Origin of the sequence: Curtobacterium sp. 179-B 9B NHS (assembly GCF_045370965.1) — a bacterium.
Lineage (GTDB): Bacteria > Actinomycetota > Actinomycetes > Actinomycetales > Microbacteriaceae > Curtobacterium.
On sequence record NZ_JBIQDQ010000004.1, the window covers coordinates 178410 to 199633 of the forward strand.

At 70.6% G+C, this 21224-nt stretch carries 19 protein-coding genes; 8 read left to right on the plus strand and 11 right to left on the minus strand.

Translation table 11 applies throughout. The features are described from left to right. Window positions 1-44 precede the first annotated feature (44 nt). Both ACH0A8_RS06090 and ACH0A8_RS06095 read right to left on the minus strand, forming a co-directional pair. Window positions 45-413 carry a cupin domain-containing protein gene (locus ACH0A8_RS06090; protein WP_066654334.1) on the minus strand — a complete coding sequence of 123 codons (369 nt, stop codon included), beginning with the start codon at window positions 411-413 and terminating at the stop codon, window positions 45-47. A 65-nt stretch (window positions 414-478) separates the two neighbouring features. After that, window positions 479-1510 (minus strand): alcohol dehydrogenase catalytic domain-containing protein, encoded by a 1032-nt coding sequence (locus tag ACH0A8_RS06095; RefSeq protein ID WP_406906816.1) that lies wholly within the window; start codon window positions 1508-1510, stop codon window positions 479-481. A 499-nt stretch (window positions 1511-2009) separates the two neighbouring features. On the opposite strand from ACH0A8_RS06095, the gene ACH0A8_RS06100 reads away from it, so the two are divergent. Continuing rightward, window positions 2010-3260, plus strand: coding sequence for a hypothetical protein (locus ACH0A8_RS06100; RefSeq protein WP_406906817.1), 1251 nt, complete (start codon window positions 2010-2012; stop codon window positions 3258-3260). Between the two features lie 322 nt (window positions 3261-3582). On the opposite strand, the gene ACH0A8_RS06105 is transcribed toward ACH0A8_RS06100, so the two are convergent. The 3 genes from ACH0A8_RS06105 to ACH0A8_RS06115 all read right to left on the minus strand — a co-directional run bounded on the left by ACH0A8_RS06105 (window position 3583) and on the right by ACH0A8_RS06115 (window position 6564). Beyond that, a complete protein-coding gene (locus tag ACH0A8_RS06105; protein WP_311205414.1) occupies window positions 3583-4551 on the minus strand; it encodes a beta-1,6-N-acetylglucosaminyltransferase in 969 nt (322 codons plus the stop codon). Between the two features lie 19 nt (window positions 4552-4570). Further along, window positions 4571-5842 (minus strand): hypothetical protein, encoded by a 1272-nt coding sequence (locus tag ACH0A8_RS06110; protein WP_406906818.1) that lies wholly within the window; start codon window positions 5840-5842, stop codon window positions 4571-4573. 80 nt (window positions 5843-5922) lie between these two features. Then, on the minus strand, window positions 5923-6564 hold the full coding sequence (locus ACH0A8_RS06115) for a sugar transferase (protein WP_406906819.1): 642 nt from the start codon (window positions 6562-6564) through the stop codon (window positions 5923-5925). Between the two features lie 101 nt (window positions 6565-6665). Between ACH0A8_RS06115 and galE the strand changes: the two genes are divergently transcribed. Continuing rightward, window positions 6666-7649, plus strand: a complete 984-nt coding sequence (gene galE, locus ACH0A8_RS06120) for a UDP-glucose 4-epimerase GalE (protein WP_406906820.1) — start codon at window positions 6666-6668, stop codon at window positions 7647-7649. A gap of 283 nt (window positions 7650-7932) precedes the next feature. Here the strand turns inward: galE and ACH0A8_RS06125 are convergent, their stop codons facing one another. Further along, window positions 7933-9978, minus strand: coding sequence for a glycosyltransferase (locus tag ACH0A8_RS06125; RefSeq protein ID WP_406906821.1), 2046 nt, complete (start codon window positions 9976-9978; stop codon window positions 7933-7935). Between the two features lie 100 nt (window positions 9979-10078). Between ACH0A8_RS06125 and ACH0A8_RS06130 the strand changes: the two genes are divergently transcribed. Continuing rightward, window positions 10079-11098: a glycosyltransferase family 4 protein gene (locus tag ACH0A8_RS06130; RefSeq protein ID WP_406906822.1), complete on the plus strand. Its 1020-nt coding sequence runs from the start codon at window positions 10079-10081 to the stop codon at window positions 11096-11098. A gap of 47 nt (window positions 11099-11145) precedes the next feature. Continuing rightward, window positions 11146-12567, plus strand: a complete 1422-nt coding sequence (locus tag ACH0A8_RS06135; protein ID WP_406906823.1) for a polysaccharide biosynthesis tyrosine autokinase — start codon at window positions 11146-11148, stop codon at window positions 12565-12567. 32 nt (window positions 12568-12599) lie between these two features. On the opposite strand, the gene ACH0A8_RS06140 is transcribed toward ACH0A8_RS06135, so the two are convergent. Next, entirely contained in the window at window positions 12600-13280 is a 681-nt protein-coding gene (locus tag ACH0A8_RS06140) for an SDR family NAD(P)-dependent oxidoreductase (protein WP_209682567.1), read from the minus strand. A gap of 102 nt (window positions 13281-13382) precedes the next feature. On the opposite strand from ACH0A8_RS06140, the gene ACH0A8_RS06145 reads away from it, so the two are divergent. Continuing rightward, window positions 13383-14222 carry a helix-turn-helix transcriptional regulator gene (locus ACH0A8_RS06145; RefSeq protein WP_406906824.1) on the plus strand — a complete coding sequence of 280 codons (840 nt, stop codon included), beginning with the start codon at window positions 13383-13385 and terminating at the stop codon, window positions 14220-14222. 45 nt (window positions 14223-14267) lie between these two features. Here the strand turns inward: ACH0A8_RS06145 and dhaM are convergent, their stop codons facing one another. From dhaM to dhaK, 3 genes are read right to left on the minus strand one after another with little or no spacing between them, the layout of a single operon-like run. After that, a complete protein-coding gene (gene dhaM / locus ACH0A8_RS06150) occupies window positions 14268-14987 on the minus strand; it encodes a dihydroxyacetone kinase phosphoryl donor subunit DhaM (protein WP_066654328.1) in 720 nt (239 codons plus the stop codon). Beyond that, the gene (dhaL, locus tag ACH0A8_RS06155; RefSeq protein WP_406906825.1) at window positions 14984-15610 is read right to left on the minus strand and encodes a dihydroxyacetone kinase subunit DhaL; all 627 of its coding nucleotides are present in this window, start codon (window positions 15608-15610) and stop codon (window positions 14984-14986) included. Before dhaL ends, dhaM begins: the two co-directional genes overlap by 4 nt. A gap of 31 nt (window positions 15611-15641) precedes the next feature. Beyond that, on the minus strand, window positions 15642-16643 hold the full coding sequence (dhaK, locus tag ACH0A8_RS06160; RefSeq protein WP_066654323.1) for a dihydroxyacetone kinase subunit DhaK: 1002 nt from the start codon (window positions 16641-16643) through the stop codon (window positions 15642-15644). A 312-nt stretch (window positions 16644-16955) separates the two neighbouring features. Here dhaK and ACH0A8_RS06165 point away from each other — a divergent pair, with 312 nt between their 5' ends. Together ACH0A8_RS06165 and glpK are read left to right on the plus strand one after the other, a co-directional pair. After that, a complete protein-coding gene (locus ACH0A8_RS06165; protein WP_209682573.1) occupies window positions 16956-17681 on the plus strand; it encodes an MIP/aquaporin family protein in 726 nt (241 codons plus the stop codon). A gap of 43 nt (window positions 17682-17724) precedes the next feature. Beyond that, window positions 17725-19236: a glycerol kinase GlpK gene (gene glpK / locus ACH0A8_RS06170; RefSeq protein ID WP_066654319.1), complete on the plus strand. Its 1512-nt coding sequence runs from the start codon at window positions 17725-17727 to the stop codon at window positions 19234-19236. A gap of 215 nt (window positions 19237-19451) precedes the next feature. On the opposite strand, the gene trpD is transcribed toward glpK, so the two are convergent. Beyond that, on the minus strand, window positions 19452-20507 hold the full coding sequence (gene trpD / locus ACH0A8_RS06175) for an anthranilate phosphoribosyltransferase (RefSeq protein WP_066654317.1): 1056 nt from the start codon (window positions 20505-20507) through the stop codon (window positions 19452-19454). A 70-nt stretch (window positions 20508-20577) separates the two neighbouring features. Here trpD and ACH0A8_RS06180 point away from each other — a divergent pair, with 70 nt between their 5' ends. Beyond that, window positions 20578-21216, plus strand: a complete 639-nt coding sequence (locus tag ACH0A8_RS06180; protein ID WP_058727853.1) for a heme-copper oxidase subunit III — start codon at window positions 20578-20580, stop codon at window positions 21214-21216. Window positions 21217-21224: the final 8 nt, after the last annotated feature.

Consider the following 21224-nt stretch of genomic DNA (forward strand, 5'->3'; position numbering starts at 1 on the left):
GCGGACTCCCGTCTGTGCGGCTCCCCTGATCGCCCCGCCCTGCGTCAGGGCGCAGGTCTCGGCGTGACCAGCGGGCAGTCGTCGACCTGCGCCGCGACGAACACGAGCACCAGTTCCTCGTCGGACACGTTCGTCGCCTCGTGGTCGACGAAGGGTGCCTCGACGAGCACCTGACCGGGTTCGTGGTACTGCACGACGTCGGCCGTCCGGTGTCGCAGTCGCCCCCGGGCGACGATCCCCGTCTGCCAGGCGTCGTGCCGGTGCCACCCCGTCGACGCCCCCGGTGGGATCCGCGCCACGAAGGAGCGGACGACTCCGTCCGCCCGGTCGACGCGCGGTGGCACCGTCAGCCGACAGTCGTCGATCACTGCGAGCTCCGCGAGCTCGACGCCCGTTCCGCTTCCCCACGTCATGTCCGCCGTATGTCAGATGACACACCGGCTGTCCGCAGGTCGCGGACGACCGGGACGGCGGCGTCTCAGAACACCGCCACGGTCATCCCCGACCCGGTCGCCGGCCGGTCCATCGCCTCGAGCGCATCGGGCAGGTCGCCGAACCCGATCGTCCGTCCGATCGACTCGGCGGGACGGAGCCGACCGGCGACCACGTCGTCGAGCATCGCGGCGTACTCCCCCACCGCGATCCCGTGACTCCCGAGCAGCTCGAGCTCGTCGGCGATGACCCTGCCCATCGGGATGACCGGCACGGCCTCGTCGTCGAGCAACAGGCCGACCTGCACGTGCCGACCGCGCGGACGGAGCGAGCCCACCGCGGCGAGCGAGGTCGCCCGGCTGCCGTAGGCGTCCACCGACACGTGCGCGCCCCCTCCGGTCACCCCGTGCACCGTCGCCGCCACGTCCTCGCCCATCGGCAGCGTGGTCGCGCCGAGTGCCGCCGCCCGCTCGAGCGCTGCCGGCGAGACGTCGACGGCGACCACGCGTGCGCCCGCTGCCACGGCGACCAGCACGGTGGACAGTCCGACACCGCCGCAGCCGAAGACGGCGACCCACTCCCCTGCGGCGACCCGCCCCCGTGCGTGCAGCGCGTGGTACGCGGTGCCGAACCGGCAGCCGAGCCCCGCCGCCTCGGCGAAGCCGACCTCGTCGGGCAGCGCCACGAGGTTCACGTCGGCATGCGGCACCACCACCGCCTCGGCGTACGAGCCCGGCAGCGTGAACCCGGGCTGCTGCTGCCGGGTGCACACCTGCGTGGCCCCGTCGCGGCACTGCTCGCACGTACCGCAGGCGAAGACGAACGGCGCGGTCACCCGGTCGCCGACGGCGAAGCCGATGACGTCGTCGCCGACGGCCGACACGGTCCCCGAGAACTCGTGGCCCGGCACGTGCGGCAACGACACCGAGTCGTCGTGGCCCTTCCACGCGTGCCAGTCGCTCCGGCACACCCCGGTCGCACGGACGGTGACGACGACGCCGTCGACGGGTGCCTCCGGCGTCGGGAGCTCGACGATGACGGGCATGGAACCGAAGCGGTCGTACTGTACTGCGCGCATCCCGTCATCCTGGCAGAGCCACCGGCGGAGGTCGGAGCGAGCCCCGCCGCGCGCTCTCCGATCGCCCTCGAGGGAGATATGCTAACATTCTGTATGTTGACCAACCGTACTCGAACCGGGAGTCGCTCGTGCCGTACCGATCTTCCTTGGCTGGTGTGCACGCACGCTCCGACCTGGAGTCCTCCACCGTGCCTGGCCGCTCGGGCCCTCGTGCCATCGCAGCCCCGTACACCCGGCGGTGGTGGGCATGACCGCTCGGGATGTGACCTTGGAGACGGGCAGCAGCAACGCCGAAGCGGAGCTCCGCACGGCTGATGCGACTCGCCGAACCGTCCACCGGGCACTGCTCGGCGCGGCACTCCCGGCGACGGTCCTCTCCCTCGCCCACGCGGTCCTCCGAGGGGGGCCGTTCGGTGGATTCGTCCTCCCGGTGCTCGTGGAGTGCCTGGTCCTCATCGTCGGGATGGCACTCTCGAGGGCGATTGCGAACGGGCTCCGCGTGGACAGCCTCACGCTGTTCCTCGGATGGGAAGTCCTCCGGGGATGCGTCGCGCCGACGATCATCCAGTGGTTCGGATCCGGTTCCAACTTCTTCTGGCGCCCCGGATCAGTCGGCGACGCGACGACGGTGTTGTGGCTCGGCGTGCTCTTCGCGGCGTTCGTCGTGACGACGCGAGGGCTGTGCGGGGTGGCCGGTACGCGTTCTCGGTCGTCCTCTGACCGCTCGGCTTCGTCCTCGTCGAGGAGTCTGGTCCCCCAACCGCTCGTCACCGGTCCGGTCCCGGCTTCCGTCCTCGTCGTGCTCGGGCTCGTCGGGACGGTCATGCGCTTCCCGTCGATCGACGCGGTCCTGGACTTCGTCACCGGCGACTTCTTCGAGCGACCGCTCGAGAACGGCCCGCTGGTGTTCGTGAGTGCGTCGCTCCGACCACTCCTGGTCGTCGGGGTCGCGATGGTGCTCCGGGATCGGTACCGCGCTGGTTCCGGGTGGCGGAGGACGATCCCGCCGCTCGCGATCGCTGCGGTCTTCGCCCTGGGCTCGTTCGGGTTGAACCGGGCTGCGATCCTCTTCGCGTGCCTCGCGCCTGCTCTTGCGGCGACGGACCGATCTCGTCGCGCACTGCGTATCGGTCCACTCGCCCTGGTGCTGGTCGCGATCGGGCTGTTCTTCTTCTTCGTCGGGACCTTCCGTTCGACGCTCGCCCTGGAGCGAACGGGGTTGGATGCGCCCGAGATCGGAGTCGTCCCAGCGCTGCAGTCGGTCCTCGTCTACGCGGCGAGCCCGATGCAGCTCGCCGGCGCCCTGCCGTGGGCTGCCGCAACCGACGCGTTCGGGGGTGCGTCCTTCATCAACTCGTTGCTGAGCCCGCTCCCGAAATATCCCGACGCATGGCGAGAGCAGTCCGGCGTCGCGTTGTACAACCACGCGGTGTACCACAGCTACATCGGGAAGGACCAGCTCGTCCCCGTCTGGTTCGAGTCGTTCCTGTCCTTCGGGTGGCCGGGGATCGTCCTCGTCGGTGTCGTTGCGGGCATGCTGATCTCGTTCGCAGACATCGGTCGTCTCCGCGCGCGTTCGTTCCCGGCCGCCTTCGCCGCTGCGATCGTCGCGTTCTGGGTGACGCAAGCCGGCTGCGTCGGGTCCTACTCCATCGTCCAGAACTTCCTCTACTTCGCCGCCCCCGCCCTCGTGGTGCTCGCCGTGTCGCGCATCTTCCGGCGAGGGGTTCCTCACCCGGCTGCGAGCTGAGCTACGTCATCCGGAGGTCGATGAGTCTCGCCGAGGGATGACGATGCCACACCACGGTCGTCATGCATGAAGCCCGGTGCCGGACGGCGTGAGGTCCACGCTGACCGATGCTCGCTCTGCTGAGCGGAGGGATCTCGCAGTGCTCATCGCTGGGCGAAGACCCGAGCGAGCGCCACGCCGGTCGGCAGCCTGCATCGGCGCGAAGCCGCCCGGTCAGAACGCATCGGTCTGCAGGGCGGTACCATCGAACCGTCTGATGACGTACGGGTACGGGTACGGGTACGGGTACGGAGCGGGACGGCGATGCCGGTGGCCCGGAGACCTACGCTCTCGAGTGCGTCGGCGAGGTCTGTTCGAGCCCGAGGTGCCGATCGACCGCCGGGTTCCGCTGCGCGTCCAGGATCGGCTGCGGCCACAGTTGCTGCCGCACCGCAGCGGTGAGGAGTTCGCTGTTCTCGTCCGTGAACTTCCTTGCGAAGTAGTACCCGCCGGATCCGTACCGCTCCCGGACGTCGCCGGGATCCTGGTCGCGCAGGCGTCGGAGGTGATCGGCCGTGACCACGTTCGGCCACGGACCCGAGGGCGATTCGAAGTCGGCGTACATGCCCGCGGGGGCGGTTCGTGCGACGTACTCGGTTGCGCCGAGCAGGGTGTGGAAGAAGTGCTCGTCCGGGCAGTTGGTCCGCCTGCAGAGACGTCGGAAGGAGGTTCTCATCCGTGCCTGCTCGAGGACAGCGTCCACCGCGGGCGCGGTCAGCGTGAACCACTGACTGCCGCACAACGGTCGCAGACCGCCGAGCGCGTCGCGGTACGGCAGCCGGACGGTCCTGAAGAGCAGTCGCAGGGCGAGCGACAGGACCTTGCGTCGTCGTGGATCGTGCTCGATCCACAAGCCGGACAGGCGTGACTCCGGCTTCCCCATCTCCGGCGCGGGGAACGGGAGGAGGTTGATCCACTGCCGGTCCGGGTGCTCCTCGACCATCTCGCGCAACCTGCGCGGCGAACGGAGCGGGTAGCTGTCACCGCTGATGAACCAGTAGTGCGTGGCTTCCGGATGGCGCCGCCGCCCCTCCTCGAGCAGTGTCAGCGTCGCTGTGATCTGACTGAATCCGCGCCAGGAGACGGCCGTTCGCGTCTCGGTGAACGCTGACCCCTCGCCCGTCGTGAAGGCCGCCTGGTCTGCTTTCGCGTCGACGTGCGTCAGGACGACGTCACCGTCGGCCGTCAGCGTCTCGACGAGCCGCCGGTGGTGCTCGGGCTGGTGATGCGCCTGGACGAGGTAGCAGATCATGTGTACAGAATATCAGTTGTCATGATCTCCGTCGATTGCTGCTGCCGACGATCCGCACCGCGAGGCCAGCCGCGTTGGCGAGCCCGTAGACCACGATGACGGAGCCGAGCCCGGTGCCCAGCGTCCACACGACCACGAGACCGACGACAGTGATCGCCATGGACGTCAGGTCCGCGAGGACCCAGGTCGTCCAGCGACGCCGGGCGACGCAGATGTACCCGGCCCCCATGAGGAGTGCGCGGAGCACCGAGGCAGCCAGGAGGAGGGCGGTGATGCGCTCGAGGTCCTCGTAGACGTGGGCGAGCGCGGGGAAGCCGACGAGCATGATCGCGAAGGCCAGTACCGCGGTCGCGAGGGACAGCACGGAGAGCACGATCATGAACGCCCGTGACGTCCAGCGGCTGTGGCCACCTTCGTCACCAGCGAGCTGCCCGAGGACGGTCTTGCCGAAGGAGAGTGGCAAGATCGTGACGAGGGACGCGAAACGGTTGGCTGCTCCGTACACGCCGACCGCTGCTGGCCCTCCCGTGGTCTGCACCCCGAAGAGCAGGAGCCACTGGGTCACCTGGCCCAGCGCGTTCGACAGCACACCTGCGCCGGTGCCTTCGTTGGCAGATCCTGTCCGCAGGTCCGGCACGCCAGGGTGGCGCCGGCGGAGCCCGACCAGGAGGATGACGCCGACGAGCAGTGCGTCGGGGAGGATCATCCCGGCGACACCCCCGACCGGGCCGAGCGTGACGGTACCGATGAGCGTTCCCACACCGCCGGCGACTGCGCGACCGGCCTCGACGCACGATCCCACGACGTACCGTCCACTCCCTGTGACGACGGCGACGACCGCGTCACCCATCAGCAGGAACCCACTCGTCGCGGAGACCGCCGCCACCGCGACTGATCCGGGGATCGACGGCACCGCACCGCCGAGGACGCCGTGACCGATCGGCACGAGGACGGCAGCAGCGAGGCTGACCGTCACGATCACTCGTCGCCGACCCCGGAGTGCCGCCCGGTAGAGCGCGGTCACGGGGAGGTCTCGCACGCCACGGATCCGCGCCGTTGCCGCGTTCAGCGAGAGCGACGACGACGAGACGAGGATGCTGCTGATGCCGAGGAGCACCGTCTGCAGGACGACCAGCTGGCCGTACTCCTCCGCGGTGACGAGTGTGCCGAGGACCACCAGTGCGAGGAAGTTGCCGGCGCGACCGACGATGGTCGGTGCCGTGACGACCAGGAGTTGCGTGAGCCTCCCGCCCTGCCGTGGCGGGCGGAGCCTGCTCGGCGCATGCTGCACTCCACCGCTCCCCCGCGGAGCGGACTCGAGTCGACGCTCGGTCGACACGGGTCGGGCCGCGCACCTGCCGCCCACGCTCGTCACGCAGCCGTCGGGATGCGATCGGTACTCACTCGCTGCTCGATCCCGCTCACGTAACCGGGAGCGGTGACCCCGTCTCGGCGCAGGACCACGACCAGGGTCCGGAAGAGGATCTGCACATCGAGCAGAGCGGACCGCCGCTCGACGTACTCGAGGTCGAGGCGGAGGCGCTCACGCTTGGACAGGTTGTTCCGACCGCTGACCTGAGCGAGACCGGTGAGCCCCGGTCGCACCGCGTGCCGTCGTCGCTCCTCGTCGGGCGTGGCTGCGATCTGGTCGGACATCAGGGGCCGGGGGCCGACGAAGCTCATCTCCCCGCGGAGGATGTTGACGAGGCTCGGGAGCTCGTCGAGGCTGGTCGAGCGTAGGGCGATCCCGAAGCCGGTGAGGCGGTCGGCGTCCGAGACGAGGCCACGCGCGGGGTCGGGCTCGAGCATCGAACGGAACTTCAGCACCTCGAAGGGGCGGCCTCCTCGCCCAGGGCGACACTGACGGAAGATGACCGGGCGACCCAGACGAACGGCGACCAGGACGGCCACGGTCACCATCAGCGGGGCGGTGAGCACGATGAGGACCAGTGCGAGCACGACGTCGACGACGCGCTTCGCACGGAGGTGTGACGGGCGGTGTGCGGTGTGCATGAGTCTCCCTGACGAGGCGTGCGCTCCAGAAGAGCGAGGGTTGGTACCACAACAGATTACACGCGTGACATACTAGATGTATGACGATCTGCAATGGTCCCGTGACCCTCGTGACCGGAGGTGCCGGGTACATCGGCTCCCACGTGGTCCGTCTGCTCGCCGAACGACGGGAGCGGGTGGTCATCGTGGACGATCTCTCCACAGGGAGTCTCGCTCGGGTCCCCGACGTCCCGTTCGTCCACCTCGACCTCGCCGGCGAGGATGCCGAGGGCGCCTTGCGTCAGGTCCTGTCCGACCACGGTGTGACCTCGGTCATGCACTTCGCTGCGCGGAAGCAGGTCGGTGAGTCGGTGACCTTCCCCACCCGGTACTTCGGCTGCAACGTCGGTGGGATGACCAACCTGCTCTCCGCGATGGAGGCGGTGGGCGTGCGAGAGCTGGTCTTCTCGTCCTCAGCAGCCGTGTACGGCGAGACGACGGGTCCGGCGGTGATCGACGAGCAGGTGCCCTGCCGTCCGGTGAACCCGTACGGGCAGTCCAAGCTGATCGGCGAGTGGATGACGCAGAACGCAGCAGCGGCGTGGGGCCTCCGCGCGGCCGACCTCCGGTACTTCAACGTGGCCGGCACCGGTTGGCCCGACCTCGCCGACACCGTCGCGACGAACCTCGTGCCGATCGTCGTCGAGGCTGCGCTGGCAGCGCAGCCGGTGACGGTCTTCGGGACCGACTGGCCGACGAGTGACGGCACCTGCGTCCGGGACTTCATCCACGTGCTCGACCTGGCGGAAGCGCACATCGCCGCACTCGACCACGTCCGGTCGGGTTCCCCGATCGGCGCGCGGGTGTTCAACCTCGGGACCGGGACCGGGAGCTCCGTGCTGGACGTCGTCGACGCGGTACGAGTCTGCTCGGGGATCGAGATCCGCACCCTGGACGCTCCTCGGCGTCCGGGCGACCCGGCGAGCGTGGTCGCCGATCCTTCGCACGCGAACGTCGTGCTCGGCTGGAGGGCATCGAGGACGCTCGACGACATCGCCGGATCTGCGTGGCGTGCGGCGATCGCTCGTCACACCCTGGCCGCCTGAGGAGACGGCCGCGTCCGGTCCGGGGATCCACGCATGAGGACCGATCCCGCATCCCACCACGCGGTCGTCCACGCCGCCAGGGCCCGACTCCACGAGGCCTCCTGATCGACCCGGCCGCTCCGGCTCGGCTCGACCAGGAGGCCTCCGCGCACCCGGCGTCAGACGCCCCCGTCCCCGACGAACGGCGCTGCGACCCTGCTCGGGACGGCGATCCCGGAGCACACCGGCGCGCGGCGACCACGTGTTCGTCGCCGCTCCCCTCCCCCGCCGGACCTCGACCTGCTCAGTGCCGGGCCCGCGTCGAGCGGACCGCCCGCATCACAGCCCGGTAGTGGACGCGGTGGCGCCGCCAGACCCGTCCTTCCGAGAACGCCTGCACGGACTCGGCGGCCCCGCTGACGAGGTGCTGTCGGAGGGGAGCGTCGTGGAGTACCCGCTCCAGGGCCGCGGCGAGGCGATCGGAGTCCCCCACCGGGACGAGGAGGCCCGTGCGCTCGTGCTCGACGAGGTCGACGACACCCGTGGCTGCACTCGCCACGACCGGGACCCCCGCTGCCATGGCCTCGAGGACGACGGTCGGGAGACCCTCTCGATGACTCGGGAGGCACAGCACGTCGAACGCTGCGATGTGTTCGGTGGCGTCCGGCACGTGACCGTGCAGGAGCACCCAAGGTTCACGCAGGAGTCGGCGGGTCCTGGCGGGGAGGTCGCTGATGCCCTCGTCCTCACCGACGACGGCCAGTTGCACAGCTGTCCCGCGGGCGCGGACCGCCGCCACGGCGTCGAGCAACTCGACGATGCCCTTGTCCGCCGTCACCCGTCCCGCGAAGCCGATCAACGGGAGTGACGGCGATGCCCCGATGGCCACTCTCGTCGCCCGGCGTCGGTCCGCACGCGCTGCCCTCTGGTGGCGCCGGAGGTCCAGCCCGACGAAGCCCCCGGGACCGAGGACACGGGGTCGGGACGACGGCAGGCCGAGCTCGGAGCACCGCTTCCGCAGGCTGGCGCTCACCGCGATGCTCGAGTGCGACAGGAGCATCGTCAGACGCTCGCTCTCGAGCAGGATGCGGCGGCGGAGCCCGTGGACGGTCTCGAGGCGGAGTCCGTGCAGGACGTGCACGCGAGCGGGGACCCGGGTCACGGTCGAGGCGATCGCGCCCAGGAGCGCGGCCTTGGGAGTGCCGTAGACCACGAGCGCGGGTCGGAGACGGGCGTGCAACGCGATCAACCTGGCCAGCGCGCGCAGGTCGGCGACCGGCATGATCTCCCGCTCCATCGGGACGGCCACGGATGCGACGCCTTCGCGTTCTGCAACGGCCCCGAGCCGCCCAGTGTCGCGCGACACCAGGCAGATCGGGCCGAAGCCCGATCGCCTCAGGTCCGCCAGCGCACCACGCATGTGGTGGTCGAGACTCACGTCGATCGTGGTCATGACGATGACGCCATCCCGCTCCTGCCGCGCGGCAGGACGGATGTCGCGCACGGCACGCCGGACGCGTGCGAGATGACGCGGGCGACGCAGTCCGCTCGCCCTGACCACCTGCGCAGCCAGCCAGGTCCGATCGGCGACGAGCTGGGCGATCCTGCGTCGTCCGAGGTGGCGCGCGAGCTGCCGGCGAGACTCGAGCACCGCCGAGACCGCGGGACCGTGGGCCGGAGTCCGACGGCTGTGTTGCCCGTCGTGGACCCGGTAGCGGACCAGCCGGTCGGGTGCGTTGACCACCGGACCGAGTCGGGCCATCCGGAGCCACAGGTCGTAGTCCTGCATGCGCGTGCAGCGGGGGTCGTACCCGCCGGCAGCGTCGAAGGCCCACCGAGTGAACATCGTGCTCGAGTGCACGAACGCGTTGCGCCGGAGCAGGACGCTCGACACCTCGCCGAGCGGGACGTCCAGGGGACCGCGCTCCTCGCCTGCTGCGTCGATGATCGTGCCTGCCGAGCCGAGGAGCACGAGATCGGGGCGTGACCGGAACGATGCGACCTGCTGGGCGAGCCGGTCAGGCACGGCGAGGTCGTCAGCGTCCAGTCGTGCGATGAGGTCACTGCTCGCAGCGGCGATCCCCGCGTTGAGTGCCGCCGACGTGCCGGAACGTGATCCGAGGACGACACACCGGATGCGCGGGTCGTCGGGCACGACGCCCTCGGTGTCGTCGATCCCGTCCAGGACCACGACGATCTCGAACTCCGAGAGCGTCTGCACCTGCACCGACCGGACCGCCGCGACGAAGTCCGCGTCCAGCCGGACCGTGGGGATGACCACCGAGACCTCGGGCCGACCCGGCTGGAGGGGGTCGTCCTCGGGCTGATCGCGAGCCTCAACATTGCACATGTTCGTATATTACATTACGATGGCTCCGGCGCCAGGGAGCTGCGCTACTCGCCGCATGCTCGGGGCCCACCGGAACTGCGCAACCACCAGGAAGGCACCCATGAAGATCCTCATGCTGTCCGGCATCTTCGCCCAGAGCGACGAGTACCGCGCCACGCACATGGCGGAGACGCCGGACAGCCTGCTCGCGGACGGCCTGCTCGCACGTGGTGTCGACGTGACGACCGCCGGACCGTCGATCCGCGGGGACTGGGGAAGCTACGACATCGTGCACCTCAACCACCTCACGAGGGCCTGCCTGCGTGCGATCCTCCCCCGTCACGGTTCGACGGGTCGGACGAAGGTCGTCTTCACGCACCATGCGAGCGGGTGGAAGCCCTGGCTGCACAGGGTCGTGCGGAACCTCATCGAGTGGCGGGCGGAGAGCGTCGTCGTCTTCACCGAGGACGAACGCCGTCGGCTCGGAGGGCGGGTGCCGGACGAGAAGGTCGACACGATCCTCTACGGGCTCGCCGTCGAGCGGTTCCAGCCCGAGCGTCGGCTCGCTCCTCCTCCCGGGAGCCCGCTCGAGTTGCTGTACGTCGGACAACTCGTCGAGTTCAAGCGCGTCCACCTCGCCCTCCGACTCCTGCGGCGGATCCTCGACCAGGGCCAGCCCGCCCGTCTGCGCATCATCTCGCACCGGGACACCCTCCGCCCGGAGCTGGAGGCGCTCGCCCGGCAGCTCGACGTCACCGAGCACGTCGAGTACCTGGGCACGCGGACCCGCGACGAGATCGGGCCGGAGATGGCGTCCGCGCACTTCCTCGTGCTGCCCTCGCGTCGGGAAGGGCTCTCCACGGTGACGAGCGAAGCGGCCGTCTGCGGGCTCCCGACACTGCTCTTCGACGTCAGTGGTTCGGAGGAGCAGGTACCGGCCGGGTGGGAGCGCCCGGACGTCGACGACACCGAGCGGTTCTTCGACCTGGCGCTCGAGCGCATCGACCGGTACGACGACTGTGCCCGGGCGTGGTTCGAGAACGCCGACGTCGTCCGGAGTCGTCTCTCGGTCGAGCGCATGGTGCAGCAGCACATCGACCTCTACTCACGCCTCGTCCTGGGCCCGCCACGGGCTGCCTGAGCAGGCACGACCATCGATCGATCGAACGAACCCGAGAGGACACCACCGTGGACTTCGACAAGGTGATCGCCCTCCTCCGTCGAGGATGGGTGCTGATCATCGCCGGTGCAGCGTTGGGGGTCGCAGGGGGGTCGCTCCTCGCGCTGCTCACCCCGCCCACCTACGAGGCGAGCACCGACGTGTACGTCTCCGTGACCGGCGCGACCAACTCGTCCGAGCTCGCGCAGGGAGGGAACGCCGCGGAGCAGCGCGTGCAGTCCTTCGCGAACCTCGCGACGAAGGAGCGGGTCCTCCGTCCGGTGATCGACCGTCTCGGCCTGGACGTCCCGTCCTCCGAACTCGCGCGTCACGTCTCCGCGCAGACACCGATCGACAGCGTGATCGTCACGATCACCGTGACCGACCCCTCTGCCGAGCGAGCGGCATCGATCGCGAACGCCATCGGCGCGAGTCTCGCCCACGTCGTGACCGAGGAGCTCGAAGAACCGACACCGAACGGAGCGAGTCCGTTCCGGTTGGAGACGGTCCAACCGGCGACCGCGCCGGGTCGACCAGCGTCACCACGCCTCTCGGTGAACGTCACCGGAGGCTTCGTCGTCGGACTGCTCGTCGGGCTCGCCCTCGCGGCGATGCGCGCGGCGCTGGACACACGACTGGACGGGCGCGAGTCGGTCGAACGTGCTGCGGGTGTGTCCGCCCTCGGCGAGATCGCCTTCGACCGGACGGTCCGCGATCGTCCGCTGATCGTGCACGACGACCCGCGCAACCCGCGCTCGGAGGCGTTCCGACGGATCCGCACGAACCTGCAGTTCATCCAGGTCGACAGCAAGCGACGGAGCTTCGTCATCACCTCGTCGGTCCCCTCGGAGGGCAAGAGCACGACCGCGGCCAACCTCGCGGTCTCCTTGGCGGAGAACGACCTGTCGGTCGTGCTCGTCGACGGCGACCTCCGACGGCCGAAGGTCGCGGAGTTGATGGGGATCGAGGGCAGCGCCGGCATCACCGACGTCCTGATCGGCCGGATGGAGCTCGTGGACGCGGTCCAGCCCTGGGGCAAGCAGGGTCTGGCGGTCCTGCCCGCCGGTCAGATCCCCCCGAACCCGACCGAGCTGGTGGCGAGCGCAGCGATGCAGGCGGTCCTCTCGGACCTCGAGGAGCGCTACGACATCGTGCTGATCGACGCCCCACCGCTCCTGCCGGTGGCCGACGCCGCGGTCCTGAGCCACCTCAGCGGAGGGGCCATCCTCGTCGCAGCGGTCGGTCGGACGACCAAGAAGCAGCTCGAGATCGCCCGCTCCGCGTTGCAGGCCGCGGGAACCAAGGCCGTGGGCTGCGTCCTGACCATGGTGAAGAGCACCGCCGCGGCTGCCTACATCCACGAGTACCGGTACTCCGCCCTGCAGGAGCGTCGGGCCGCTCCGCCGCGAAAGCGACCGCGTCCCGGACGTCCCGACCTCCGGAACGGGTGAGGACGCGCTGCGCCGACCCGTCCGACGTCCGGTCAGTACTCGATGCGGCCGGTCCGGTCGTGGAACTCCCCCGTCGGTCCGTCCGGGCCGACCTGCGCGAGCGCCACCGTCGCGTCCGTGCCCTCCGTGACGGTCTGGTGCCCGCCGAAGCCGTTGAACGCGGTCGCGGTGTAGCCGGGGTCGGTCGCGTTGACGCGGAACCCGGGCAGGTTCTTCGCGTACTGCACGGTCGCGGCGATGAGCGCCGCCTTCGACGCCGCGTACGGCACCGCGGGGACCGGGTGCTCGTCACGACCGGGCGTGGTGAGCCAGCGCGCGAAGCCGACACCGGACGCGACGTTGACGATCACCGGGTTCGACGAGCGACGCAGCAGCGGCAGGGCCGCCTGCGTCACCCGGACGACCCCGACGACGTTCGTGTCGAGCACGTCGGCCATCGCGTCCGCGTCGAGGTCGTCGACGCCGAACGCAGTCCCGAGCACCCCCGCGTTGTTCACGAGCACGTCGAGTTGCGGCAGCGACGCGAGCGCGGCGTCGACGCTCGCCTGCTCGGTGACGTCGAGCGCCACGACGTGCGCGCCGAGGGCGCGCGCCTCGTCCCCGGAGGCGGGGTCACGCATGCCGGCGTACACGGTGTGCCCGGCCTCGACGAGTCGGCGTGCGGTCTCGAGGCCGAGCGAACGGTTGGCCCCGGTGATGAGTGTGGTGGTCATGCCGTCCACGATGCCCGCGTCGCCGTCGGGTTCCCAGGCACCGGTCGACGGTGGGACCGGCAGTACCAGGACCGCCTGCCCGAACCGGGTGATGATGGTCGCATGAGCGAGTTCGCGGAGGTGTTGCGCGCCTGGCGTGACCGGGTGCGTCCGGCCGAGGTCGGACTGCCGGCGGGGCCGGGTCGGCGCACCGCCGGGCTCCGGCGCGAGGAGCTCGCGACCCTGGCCGGGGTCAGCGTCGACTACGTGGTGCGCCTGGAGCAGGGCAGGGCGACGAACCCCTCACCGCAGCTGCTCGGCGCACTCGCGACCGCGCTCCGGCTCACGGAGGCCGAACGCGACCACCTGTTCCGGGTCGCGGGCGCCGCGGTGCCCTCGCGGGGCGAGGTCCCCCGCCACGTCCCGCCCGGCGTGCACCGCATGCTCGACCGGCTCGGGGACGTCCCGCTGGCCGTGTTCACGGCGGCGCACGACATCGTGCTGTGGAACGACCTCTGGGCCACGGTCTCCGGCGACCCCGGGCGCTGGACGGGCCTCGAGGCGAACCTCGTGTGGCGGCACTTCACGCAGGGGCACGACGGCGTCGAGTGGGACGACCCCCACCAGGAGGACTTCTCGAGCGACCTGGTCGCCGACCTCCGCTCCGCCCTGGGCCGGTACCCGGCGGATCGGCGTCTCGCGGAGCTGGTGGCACGGCTGCGCCGTGCGTCCCCGGAGTTCGAGCGGCGCTGGCACGGTGGGCGCATCGCCGAGCACCGGACCGGTCGCAAGGTCGTGCACACCCCGGTCGGCCCGGTGGAGATCGACTGCGACGTGCTCAGCGTGCCGGGCAGCGACCTGCGGATCGTGGTCTACACGGCGGTGCCCGGCAGCGAGGACGCCGCGAAGCTGGACCTGCTCCGGGTCACCGGGCTGCAGGAGTTCGTGACACCCGGACGCTGAGCACCTCCGCCGCGCCCGCCCCCTCGGCGCGCGCGGCGGCGCTCGTCACTCGCCGAAGCCGGAGCGGACGAGCGCGACGAGCGTGTCCACGGCCTCCTGCGCGTCGGGTCCGACCGCTTCGATCGTCACGCTCGCACCCTGCGGCAGCGCGAGCGCCATGATCGCGAGGAGGCTCTTCGCGTCGACGCCGTTCACGCGGACACGGGACTCGTGCTTCGCCGCGGTCTTCACGAACTCGGCCGCCGGACGGGCGTGGAGCCCGCTCTCGTTGACCAGCTCGACGGTCTCGGTGACCGCCCCGTCGCTCGGATCCGCGTCGTCGACGGGTGTCGTGCCTCCCGGCCGGTCCCCCGTCGGGTCGGAGGCGCTCTCGTCGTCGTCCGCGGACCGTGCGGCCGATGACGCAGCGGCCAGGACGGCGTCGACGTCGCCGCCGGTCTGCGCGGCGACCGCCGCGGCCACCGTGCCCTCGACCAGCGGGGCCTGCGAGACGTGCACCCGGTCGCGGTCGGCCTCGTCGAGGAAGTCCAGTGCGGTGTCGGTGGTCAGGTAGGCGGAGCCGAGGTCGCAGAGCACGACGACGGCGTCCGCCGGCGCGAGCTCCTGGATGCCGTCGGCGATCGCCTCGAAGGACGTCCCGATGCCGCCGTCGTCCGTGCCGCCGGCGGCCACCATCGGGACGTCCGCGGCCATCTGGCGGGCGAGCTCGACGGTGCCGGTCGCGATCGCCGCGCTGTGCGAGACGACCAGGATCCCGACGGTCACGCGGCGTCCACCGCTGCGCGCAGGATGTACGCCGTCGACTGCGCACCGGGGTCGCGGTGTCCGATCGCCCGCTCCCCGAGGTAGCTGGCGCGGCCCTTGCGGGCGACGAGGGGGTCGGTCGACTCGGCGCCGGTCACGGCGGCGTCGGCGGCGGCCTCGAGCACGCGCTCCGGCCCGTCGCCGGCCGCCGCAGCGGCGGTCGCGGCGTCGACGGCCGCGGACCACGCGTCGACCATCGTCTTGTCGCCGACCTCGGCCTTGCCACGGGAGACGACACCGTCGCGTGCGGCGGTGAGCACGGCCACGAGCGTGTCGGCGTCGAGCTCGGTCGCGTCGCCGGCCGCCTGGGCGGCCTTCAGGTAGGCGGTCCCGAAGAGCGGACCGGCGGCACCGCCCACCGTCGAGATGAGCTTCGTCGCGACGGCCTTGAAGACCGCGCCGGGGGTGTCGAAGCAGCCGCCGTCGACGGTCTCGAGCACGGCGCGGAACCCGCGGTCGAGGTTCTCGCCGTGGTCACCGTCGCCGATCTCACGGTCGAGCGTGACGAGCTCGGCGCGGTGGTCGTCGATCGTCGCGGCGGTGCGGCGCACCCAGTCGATGGCCCATGCGGTGTCGAGCGCCAATTCGTGTTCCTTCCTGGATGGTGGACGGTGGTCAGCGACCCCAGCGCAGCGCCGGGGTCTCCACCGGGGCGTCCCAGAGTGCCGTGAGCTCCTCGTCGAGCACCGTGACGGTGATCGAGAAGCCCGGCATCTCGAGGGACGTGACGTAGTCGCCGACCACGCTACGCGCGACGTGGTGGCCACGGTCCGTGAGGACCTCGGCGGCGCGCCGGTAGACGATGTAGAGCTCGGACAGCGGGGTCCCGCCCATCCCGTTCACGAGGAGCAGCAGCTGCGAGCCCGCAGGCGCGTCGAGGTCGGCGAGCACCGGTTCGAGCACGCGGTCGACGAGCTGGTCGGCCGGAGCCATCGGGATGCGCTCGCGGCCGGGCTCGCCGTGGATGCCGATCCCGAGCTCGACCTCGTCGTCCGCGAGCGTGAAGGACGGCTCCCCCGCGTGCGGGACGGTGCCGGAGCCCAGGGCCAGGCCCATCGACCGAGTGACCTCGTTGACGCGGCGGGCGACCGCCGCGACGGCGTCGAGGTCGTCGCCGCGCTCGGCTGCGGCGCCGGCGCACTTCTCGACCACGACGGTGCCGGCCACGCCGCGGCGTCCTGCCGTGTAGAGCGAGTCCTGCACGGCGACGTCGTCGTCGACGACGACGGACTCGACGCGGATGTCCTCCAGCTCGGCCAGCTCCGCCGCGGTCTCGAAGTTGAGGACGTCGCCGGTGTAGTTCTTCACGATGTGGAGCACGCCCGCTCCCCCGTCCACCGCCTTCGTCGCGGCGACGATGGGGTCCGGGGTCGGACTGGTGAAGACCGGCCCCGGCACGGCTGCGTCGAGCATGCCGTGGCCGATGAACCCGGCGTGGAGCGGCTCGTGCCCGCTGCCGCCGCCGCTCACGATGCCGACCTTGCCGCGGACGGGGGCGTCGGCGCGGTGCAGGTGGATCGGGTCCTCGACCAGGACGACGTGCCCCTCGTGCGCCCGGGCGAACCCACGGACGGTCTCGGTCACGACGTCGTGCGGATCGTTGATGAGCTTCTTCATGACGGACCTCCACGAGGACGGGGGTCGACCGCGGGCGGATCCACACCGCCGTCGTCGACCGGAGTGCGTTCACCCTACAGCGACCGCCCGTTCGTCTCCGGTGCACGTTCGTGCAGGACCATGCTCCCGCGGCCCCGGTGCGGGATGCCGGACCGCACACCGCTCGTGCACGTTCGTGCAGTTTCGCGGACTCGACTCGTTGCGTGATCGCGTCGCGACGATCCGCCTCACTATGCTCGGCCCCAATCACTCGACGGGGAGTGCCGGACGCAGCAGCCACCGGACCCCCACCACTCGCACTGGAGGTCACCGATGGACGGCATCGGCGTCAATTTCATGTCAGAGCTCGTCGGCACGGCGTTGCTCATCATCCTCGGTGGCGGTGTCGTCGCCGCCGTGTCCCTCACGAAGTCCAAGGGCTTCGGCGCCGGCTTCCTCATGGTCACGATCGGCTGGGGCTTCGCGGTCTTCGCCGGCGTCACCGTGTCCTACAGCTCCGGCGGCCAGCTCAACCCCGCGGTCAGCCTCGCGCAGGCGCTGCTCGGCAACATCACCGTCGGCGAGATGTTCCTCTACTGGATCGCCCAGCTCATCGGCGCGATCATCGGTGCCGTCATCGTCTGGCTGGCGTACAAGCAGCACTTCGACGAGGAGCCCGACGCGGCCGCCAAGCTCGGTGTCTTCTCGACCGGCCCGGCCATCCGCAGCTACGGCTGGAACGTCGTCACCGAGGTCATCGGCACCTTCGTGCTCGTGTTCGTCGTGCTCGCCTTCACCAACGGCAAGACCCCGGCCGAGCTCGGTGCCGTCCCCGTCGCCTTCCTCGTGATCGCGATCGGTGTCTCGCTCGGTGGCCCCACCGGCTACGCCATCAACCCGGCGCGTGACCTCGGCCCGCGCATCGCCCACGCGATCCTCCCGATCAAGGGCAAGGGTTCCAGCGACTGGTCCTACGCCTGGGTCCCGGTCGTCGGCCCGCTCGTCGGTGGTGCCCTCGCCGCCGGTGCCTCGACCTTCCTGCTCCCCGTCGTCTCCTGACGACCACCCGTCCACCACACCGAACGCAACCCAAGGAGAACCCATGGCCGACTACATCGTCGCCATCGACCAGGGCACGACCTCGACGCGCGCCATCGTCTTCGACCACTCCGGCTCGATCAAGTCGGTCGGCCAGAAGGAGCACGAGCAGATATTCCCGCGTGCCGGTTGGGTCGAGCACGACCCGGCGGAGATCTGGGACAACACCCGTGAGGTCATCGGCCAGGCCCTGTCCCGCGCCGACATCACCCGCCACGACGTCGCGGCGGTCGGCATCACCAACCAGCGCGAGACCGCCGTGGTCTGGGACAAGAACACCGGCAAGGCCGTCTACAACGCCATCGTCTGGCAGGACACCCGCACGCAGTCGATCGTCGACGAGCTCGCCGACGGTGACACCGACCGCTACAAGGCGATCGTCGGCCTGCCCCTCGCCACGTACTTCGCCGGCACCAAGATCGCCTGGATCCTCGACAACGTCGAGGGTGCGCGCGAGAAGGCCGAGGCGGGTGACCTGCTCTTCGGCACCACCGACACCTGGGTCCTCTGGAACCTGACGGGTGGCACCGACGGCGGCGTCCACAAGACCGACGTCACGAACGCGTCCCGCACGCTGTTCATGGACCTCGAGACGCTCCAGTGGCGCGACGACATCCTGGCCGACTTCGGGGTGCCGAAGTCGATGCTCCCGGAGATCGTCAGCTCCTCCGAGGTCTACGGCCACGTCGAGTCCTCCAGCCTGCTCCGCGAGGTCCCGATCGCCGGCATCCTCGGCGACCAGCAGGCCGCGACCTTCGGTCAGGCCGCGTTCGACCAGGGCGAGTCGAAGAACACCTACGGCACCGGCAACTTCCTCATCTTCAACACGGGCACGGAGATCGTCCGGTCGGAGAACGGGCTGCTCACCACGGTCGGCTACAAGCTCGGCGACCAGGAGACGCACTACGCCCTCGAGGGTTCGATCGCCGTCACGGGCTCGCTCATCCAGTGGCTCCGCGACAACCTCGGCATCATCGGCAGCGCCCCGGAGGTCGAGGCCCTCGCCAAGACCGTCGAGGACAACGGTGGCGTGTACTTCGTCCCGGCGTTCTCGGGCCTGTTCGCGCCGTACTGGCGACCGGATGCCCGCGGTGCCCTGGTCGGCCTGACCCGCTACGTCAACAAGGGGCACATCGCCCGTGCCGCCCTCGAGGCGACGGCGCTGCAGACCCGCGAGGTCCTCGACGCCGTGAACGCGGACTCCGGCGTGGACCTGACCGAGCTCAAGGTCGACGGTGGCATGACGGCCAACGACGCGCTCATGCAGTTCCAGGCGGACATCCTCAACGTGCCGGTCGTGCGTCCGGTCGTCGCGGAGACCACCGCCCTCGGAGCCGCGTACGCCGCCGGTCTGGCCGTCGGGTTCTGGGCGAACCTCGACGAGCTCCGCGCCAACTGGCAGGAGGACCGGCGCTGGGAGCCGCAGCTCGACGACGCCGAGCGCGACCGCCAGCTCCGCCTGTGGAAGAAGGCCGTCACGAAGACCTTCGACTGGGTCGACGAGGACGTGCGCTGACGCGCTGACGAGGTGACCGCACGGAGGCGCGGTGCCGGTCCGACGGGCCGGCACCGCGCCTCCAGGCCGTTGCGGTGGTGCGTCCGGAGCGGGACCCTCGTGTCCGTCTGCTCGCCACGGGACGCCGCCCGCACGACGAGACGCCCCCGGATCCGGGGGCGTCTCGTCGTCTCCGGTGCGGCTCGCGCCGACGCCGGCGTCCCGCGCGGGGCTGCTCAGGCCGCCGGCGCGGCGCCGACCCAGTCGGCGAGCTTCCGCGCGGCGGCGCCGGAGTCGACGGCCTCGGCTGCGACGGCGAGCTGCTCGCGGAAGCGCTGCAGGATCGGTCGGTCCGCCTGCTCGGGGTCCTCGGCGAGGCGGAAGGACACCAGGCCGGCGGCGGCGTTGAGCAGCACGATGTCGCGGACCGGACCGGTCTCCCCCGCCAGCACGCGGTGCACGACGGCGGCGTTGTGCTCCGGGTCGCCGCCGAGCAGGTCCTCGGTGCGCGCGCGGGCGATCCCGAGGTCGCGCGGGTCGAGGTCGTGCTCGGTGACGCGGCCGCCCGTGACCTCCCAGATGTGGGAGTGGCCCGTCGTGGTCAGCTCGTCGAGGCCGTCGTCGCCGCGGAACACGAGCGCCGTCGCGCCGCGGGTCTGGAAGACACCCGTGATGATCGGGACGAGCTCGAGCTGTGCGACGCCCACGGCGTTCGCCTCGCACCGTGCCGGGTTCACCAGCGGGCCGAGGAAGTTGAAGACCGTCGGCACCCCGATCTCGCGCCGGACCGGTGCCGCGTGCGCGAAGCCGGGGTGGAACGCGCTCGCGAACGCGAACGTCAGACCGACACGCCGGAAGGTGTCCGCGACACGCGCGGCGTCCATCGTGAGGTCGAGTCCGAGCGCGGCGAGCACGTCGCTCGAGCCGGACTTCGACGAGCTCGCGCGGTTGCCGTGCTTGACGACCGGCACGCCCGCGGCCGCGATGACGATCGCGGCCATCGTCGAGACGTTGACGGTGCCGACGACGTCGCCGCCGGTGCCCACGATGTCGAGCGCCATCGGGTCGACGTCCAGCGGGACGGCGGCGTCGAGGATGGCGTCGCGGAAGCCCACGACCTCGTCGACGGTCTCCCCCTTGGCGCGGAGCGCGACCGCGAAGGCCGCGATCTGTGCGGCGGTCGCACGTCCCTGGACGATCTCCTCCATGGCCCACGTGGACTGCCTGATCGAGAGGTCCTCGTGCGCCATGAGCGCGCTGATCACTGCAGGCCAGGAGAGTGCGTGGGACATGGCTCGATCGTACTGAGTTCGAACGACCCGCCAGTGTCCTGCGAAAACACTGTCAGTGGTTTCGGCCATAATGGAGGACGTGACTAGCACCCCTCTCTCCAGATCCGCCAGCGGTCCGGTCCTGAACAGGCCGAACGCCGTTGCCGTGGGGACGATCGTGTGGCTGGGCAGCGAGGTCATGTTCTTCGCCGGCCTGTTCGCGATCTACTTCACCCTGCGCAGCACCTCGCCCGAGCTCTGGGCGACCGAGACCGCCAAGCTCGAGGTGCCGTTCGCCTCGGTGAACACGATCATCCTGGTGCTGTCCAGCTTCGCCTGCCAGTTCGCGGTGTTCGCCGCGGAGCGCTTCCAGGTGCACCGCACGAGCTGGAACCCGAAGGACTGGGGCATGACGGAGTGGTTCTTCGTCACGTACTGCATGGGCGCGATCTTCGTCTGCGGCCAGATCTTCGAGTACGCGAACCTCTGGCACGAGGGCGTGACGCTCTCGTCGAGCGCCTACGGCTCCGCGTTCTACATGACCACCGGCTTCCACGGCCTGCACGTCACGGGTGGTCTCATCGCCTTCCTCCTGACCCTCGGCCGCGGCTTCGCCGCCAAGAACTTCGGGCACAAGGAGGCGACCACCGCGATCGTCGTGTCGTACTACTGGCACTTCGTCGACGTGGTCTGGATCGGCCTCTTCGCTGTCATCTACCTTCTCAAGTAGGAACTGGA

What these genes read in the sequence shown, in the direction of transcription:
- ACH0A8_RS06090 (WP_066654334.1), bottom strand. Translation starts at nt 413, where the DNA reads ATGACGTGGGGAAGCGGAACGGGCGTCGAGCTCGCGGAGCTCGCAGTG.
- ACH0A8_RS06095 (WP_406906816.1), bottom strand. Translation starts at nt 1,510, where the DNA reads ATGCGCGCAGTACAGTACGACCGCTTCGGTTCCATGCCCGTCATCGTC.
- ACH0A8_RS06105 (WP_311205414.1), bottom strand. Translation starts at nt 4,551, where the DNA reads ATGATCTGCTACCTCGTCCAGGCGCATCACCAGCCCGAGCACCACCGG.
- ACH0A8_RS06115 (WP_406906819.1), bottom strand. Translation starts at nt 6,564, where the DNA reads ATGCACACCGCACACCGCCCGTCACACCTCCGTGCGAAGCGCGTCGTC.
- ACH0A8_RS06125 (WP_406906821.1), bottom strand. Translation starts at nt 9,978, where the DNA reads ATGTGCAATGTTGAGGCTCGCGATCAGCCCGAGGACGACCCCCTCCAG.
- ACH0A8_RS06130 (WP_406906822.1), top strand. Translation starts at nt 10,079, where the DNA reads ATGAAGATCCTCATGCTGTCCGGCATCTTCGCCCAGAGCGACGAGTAC.
- ACH0A8_RS06140 (WP_209682567.1), bottom strand. Translation starts at nt 13,280, where the DNA reads ATGACCACCACACTCATCACCGGGGCCAACCGTTCGCTCGGCCTCGAG.
- ACH0A8_RS06145 (WP_406906824.1), top strand. Translation starts at nt 13,383, where the DNA reads ATGAGCGAGTTCGCGGAGGTGTTGCGCGCCTGGCGTGACCGGGTGCGT.
- dhaK (WP_066654323.1), bottom strand. Translation starts at nt 16,643, where the DNA reads ATGAAGAAGCTCATCAACGATCCGCACGACGTCGTGACCGAGACCGTC.
- ACH0A8_RS06165 (WP_209682573.1), top strand. Translation starts at nt 16,956, where the DNA reads ATGGACGGCATCGGCGTCAATTTCATGTCAGAGCTCGTCGGCACGGCG.
- glpK (WP_066654319.1), top strand. Translation starts at nt 17,725, where the DNA reads ATGGCCGACTACATCGTCGCCATCGACCAGGGCACGACCTCGACGCGC.
- trpD (WP_066654317.1), bottom strand. Translation starts at nt 20,507, where the DNA reads ATGTCCCACGCACTCTCCTGGCCTGCAGTGATCAGCGCGCTCATGGCG.
- ACH0A8_RS06180 (WP_058727853.1), top strand. Translation starts at nt 20,578, where the DNA reads ATGGAGGACGTGACTAGCACCCCTCTCTCCAGATCCGCCAGCGGTCCG.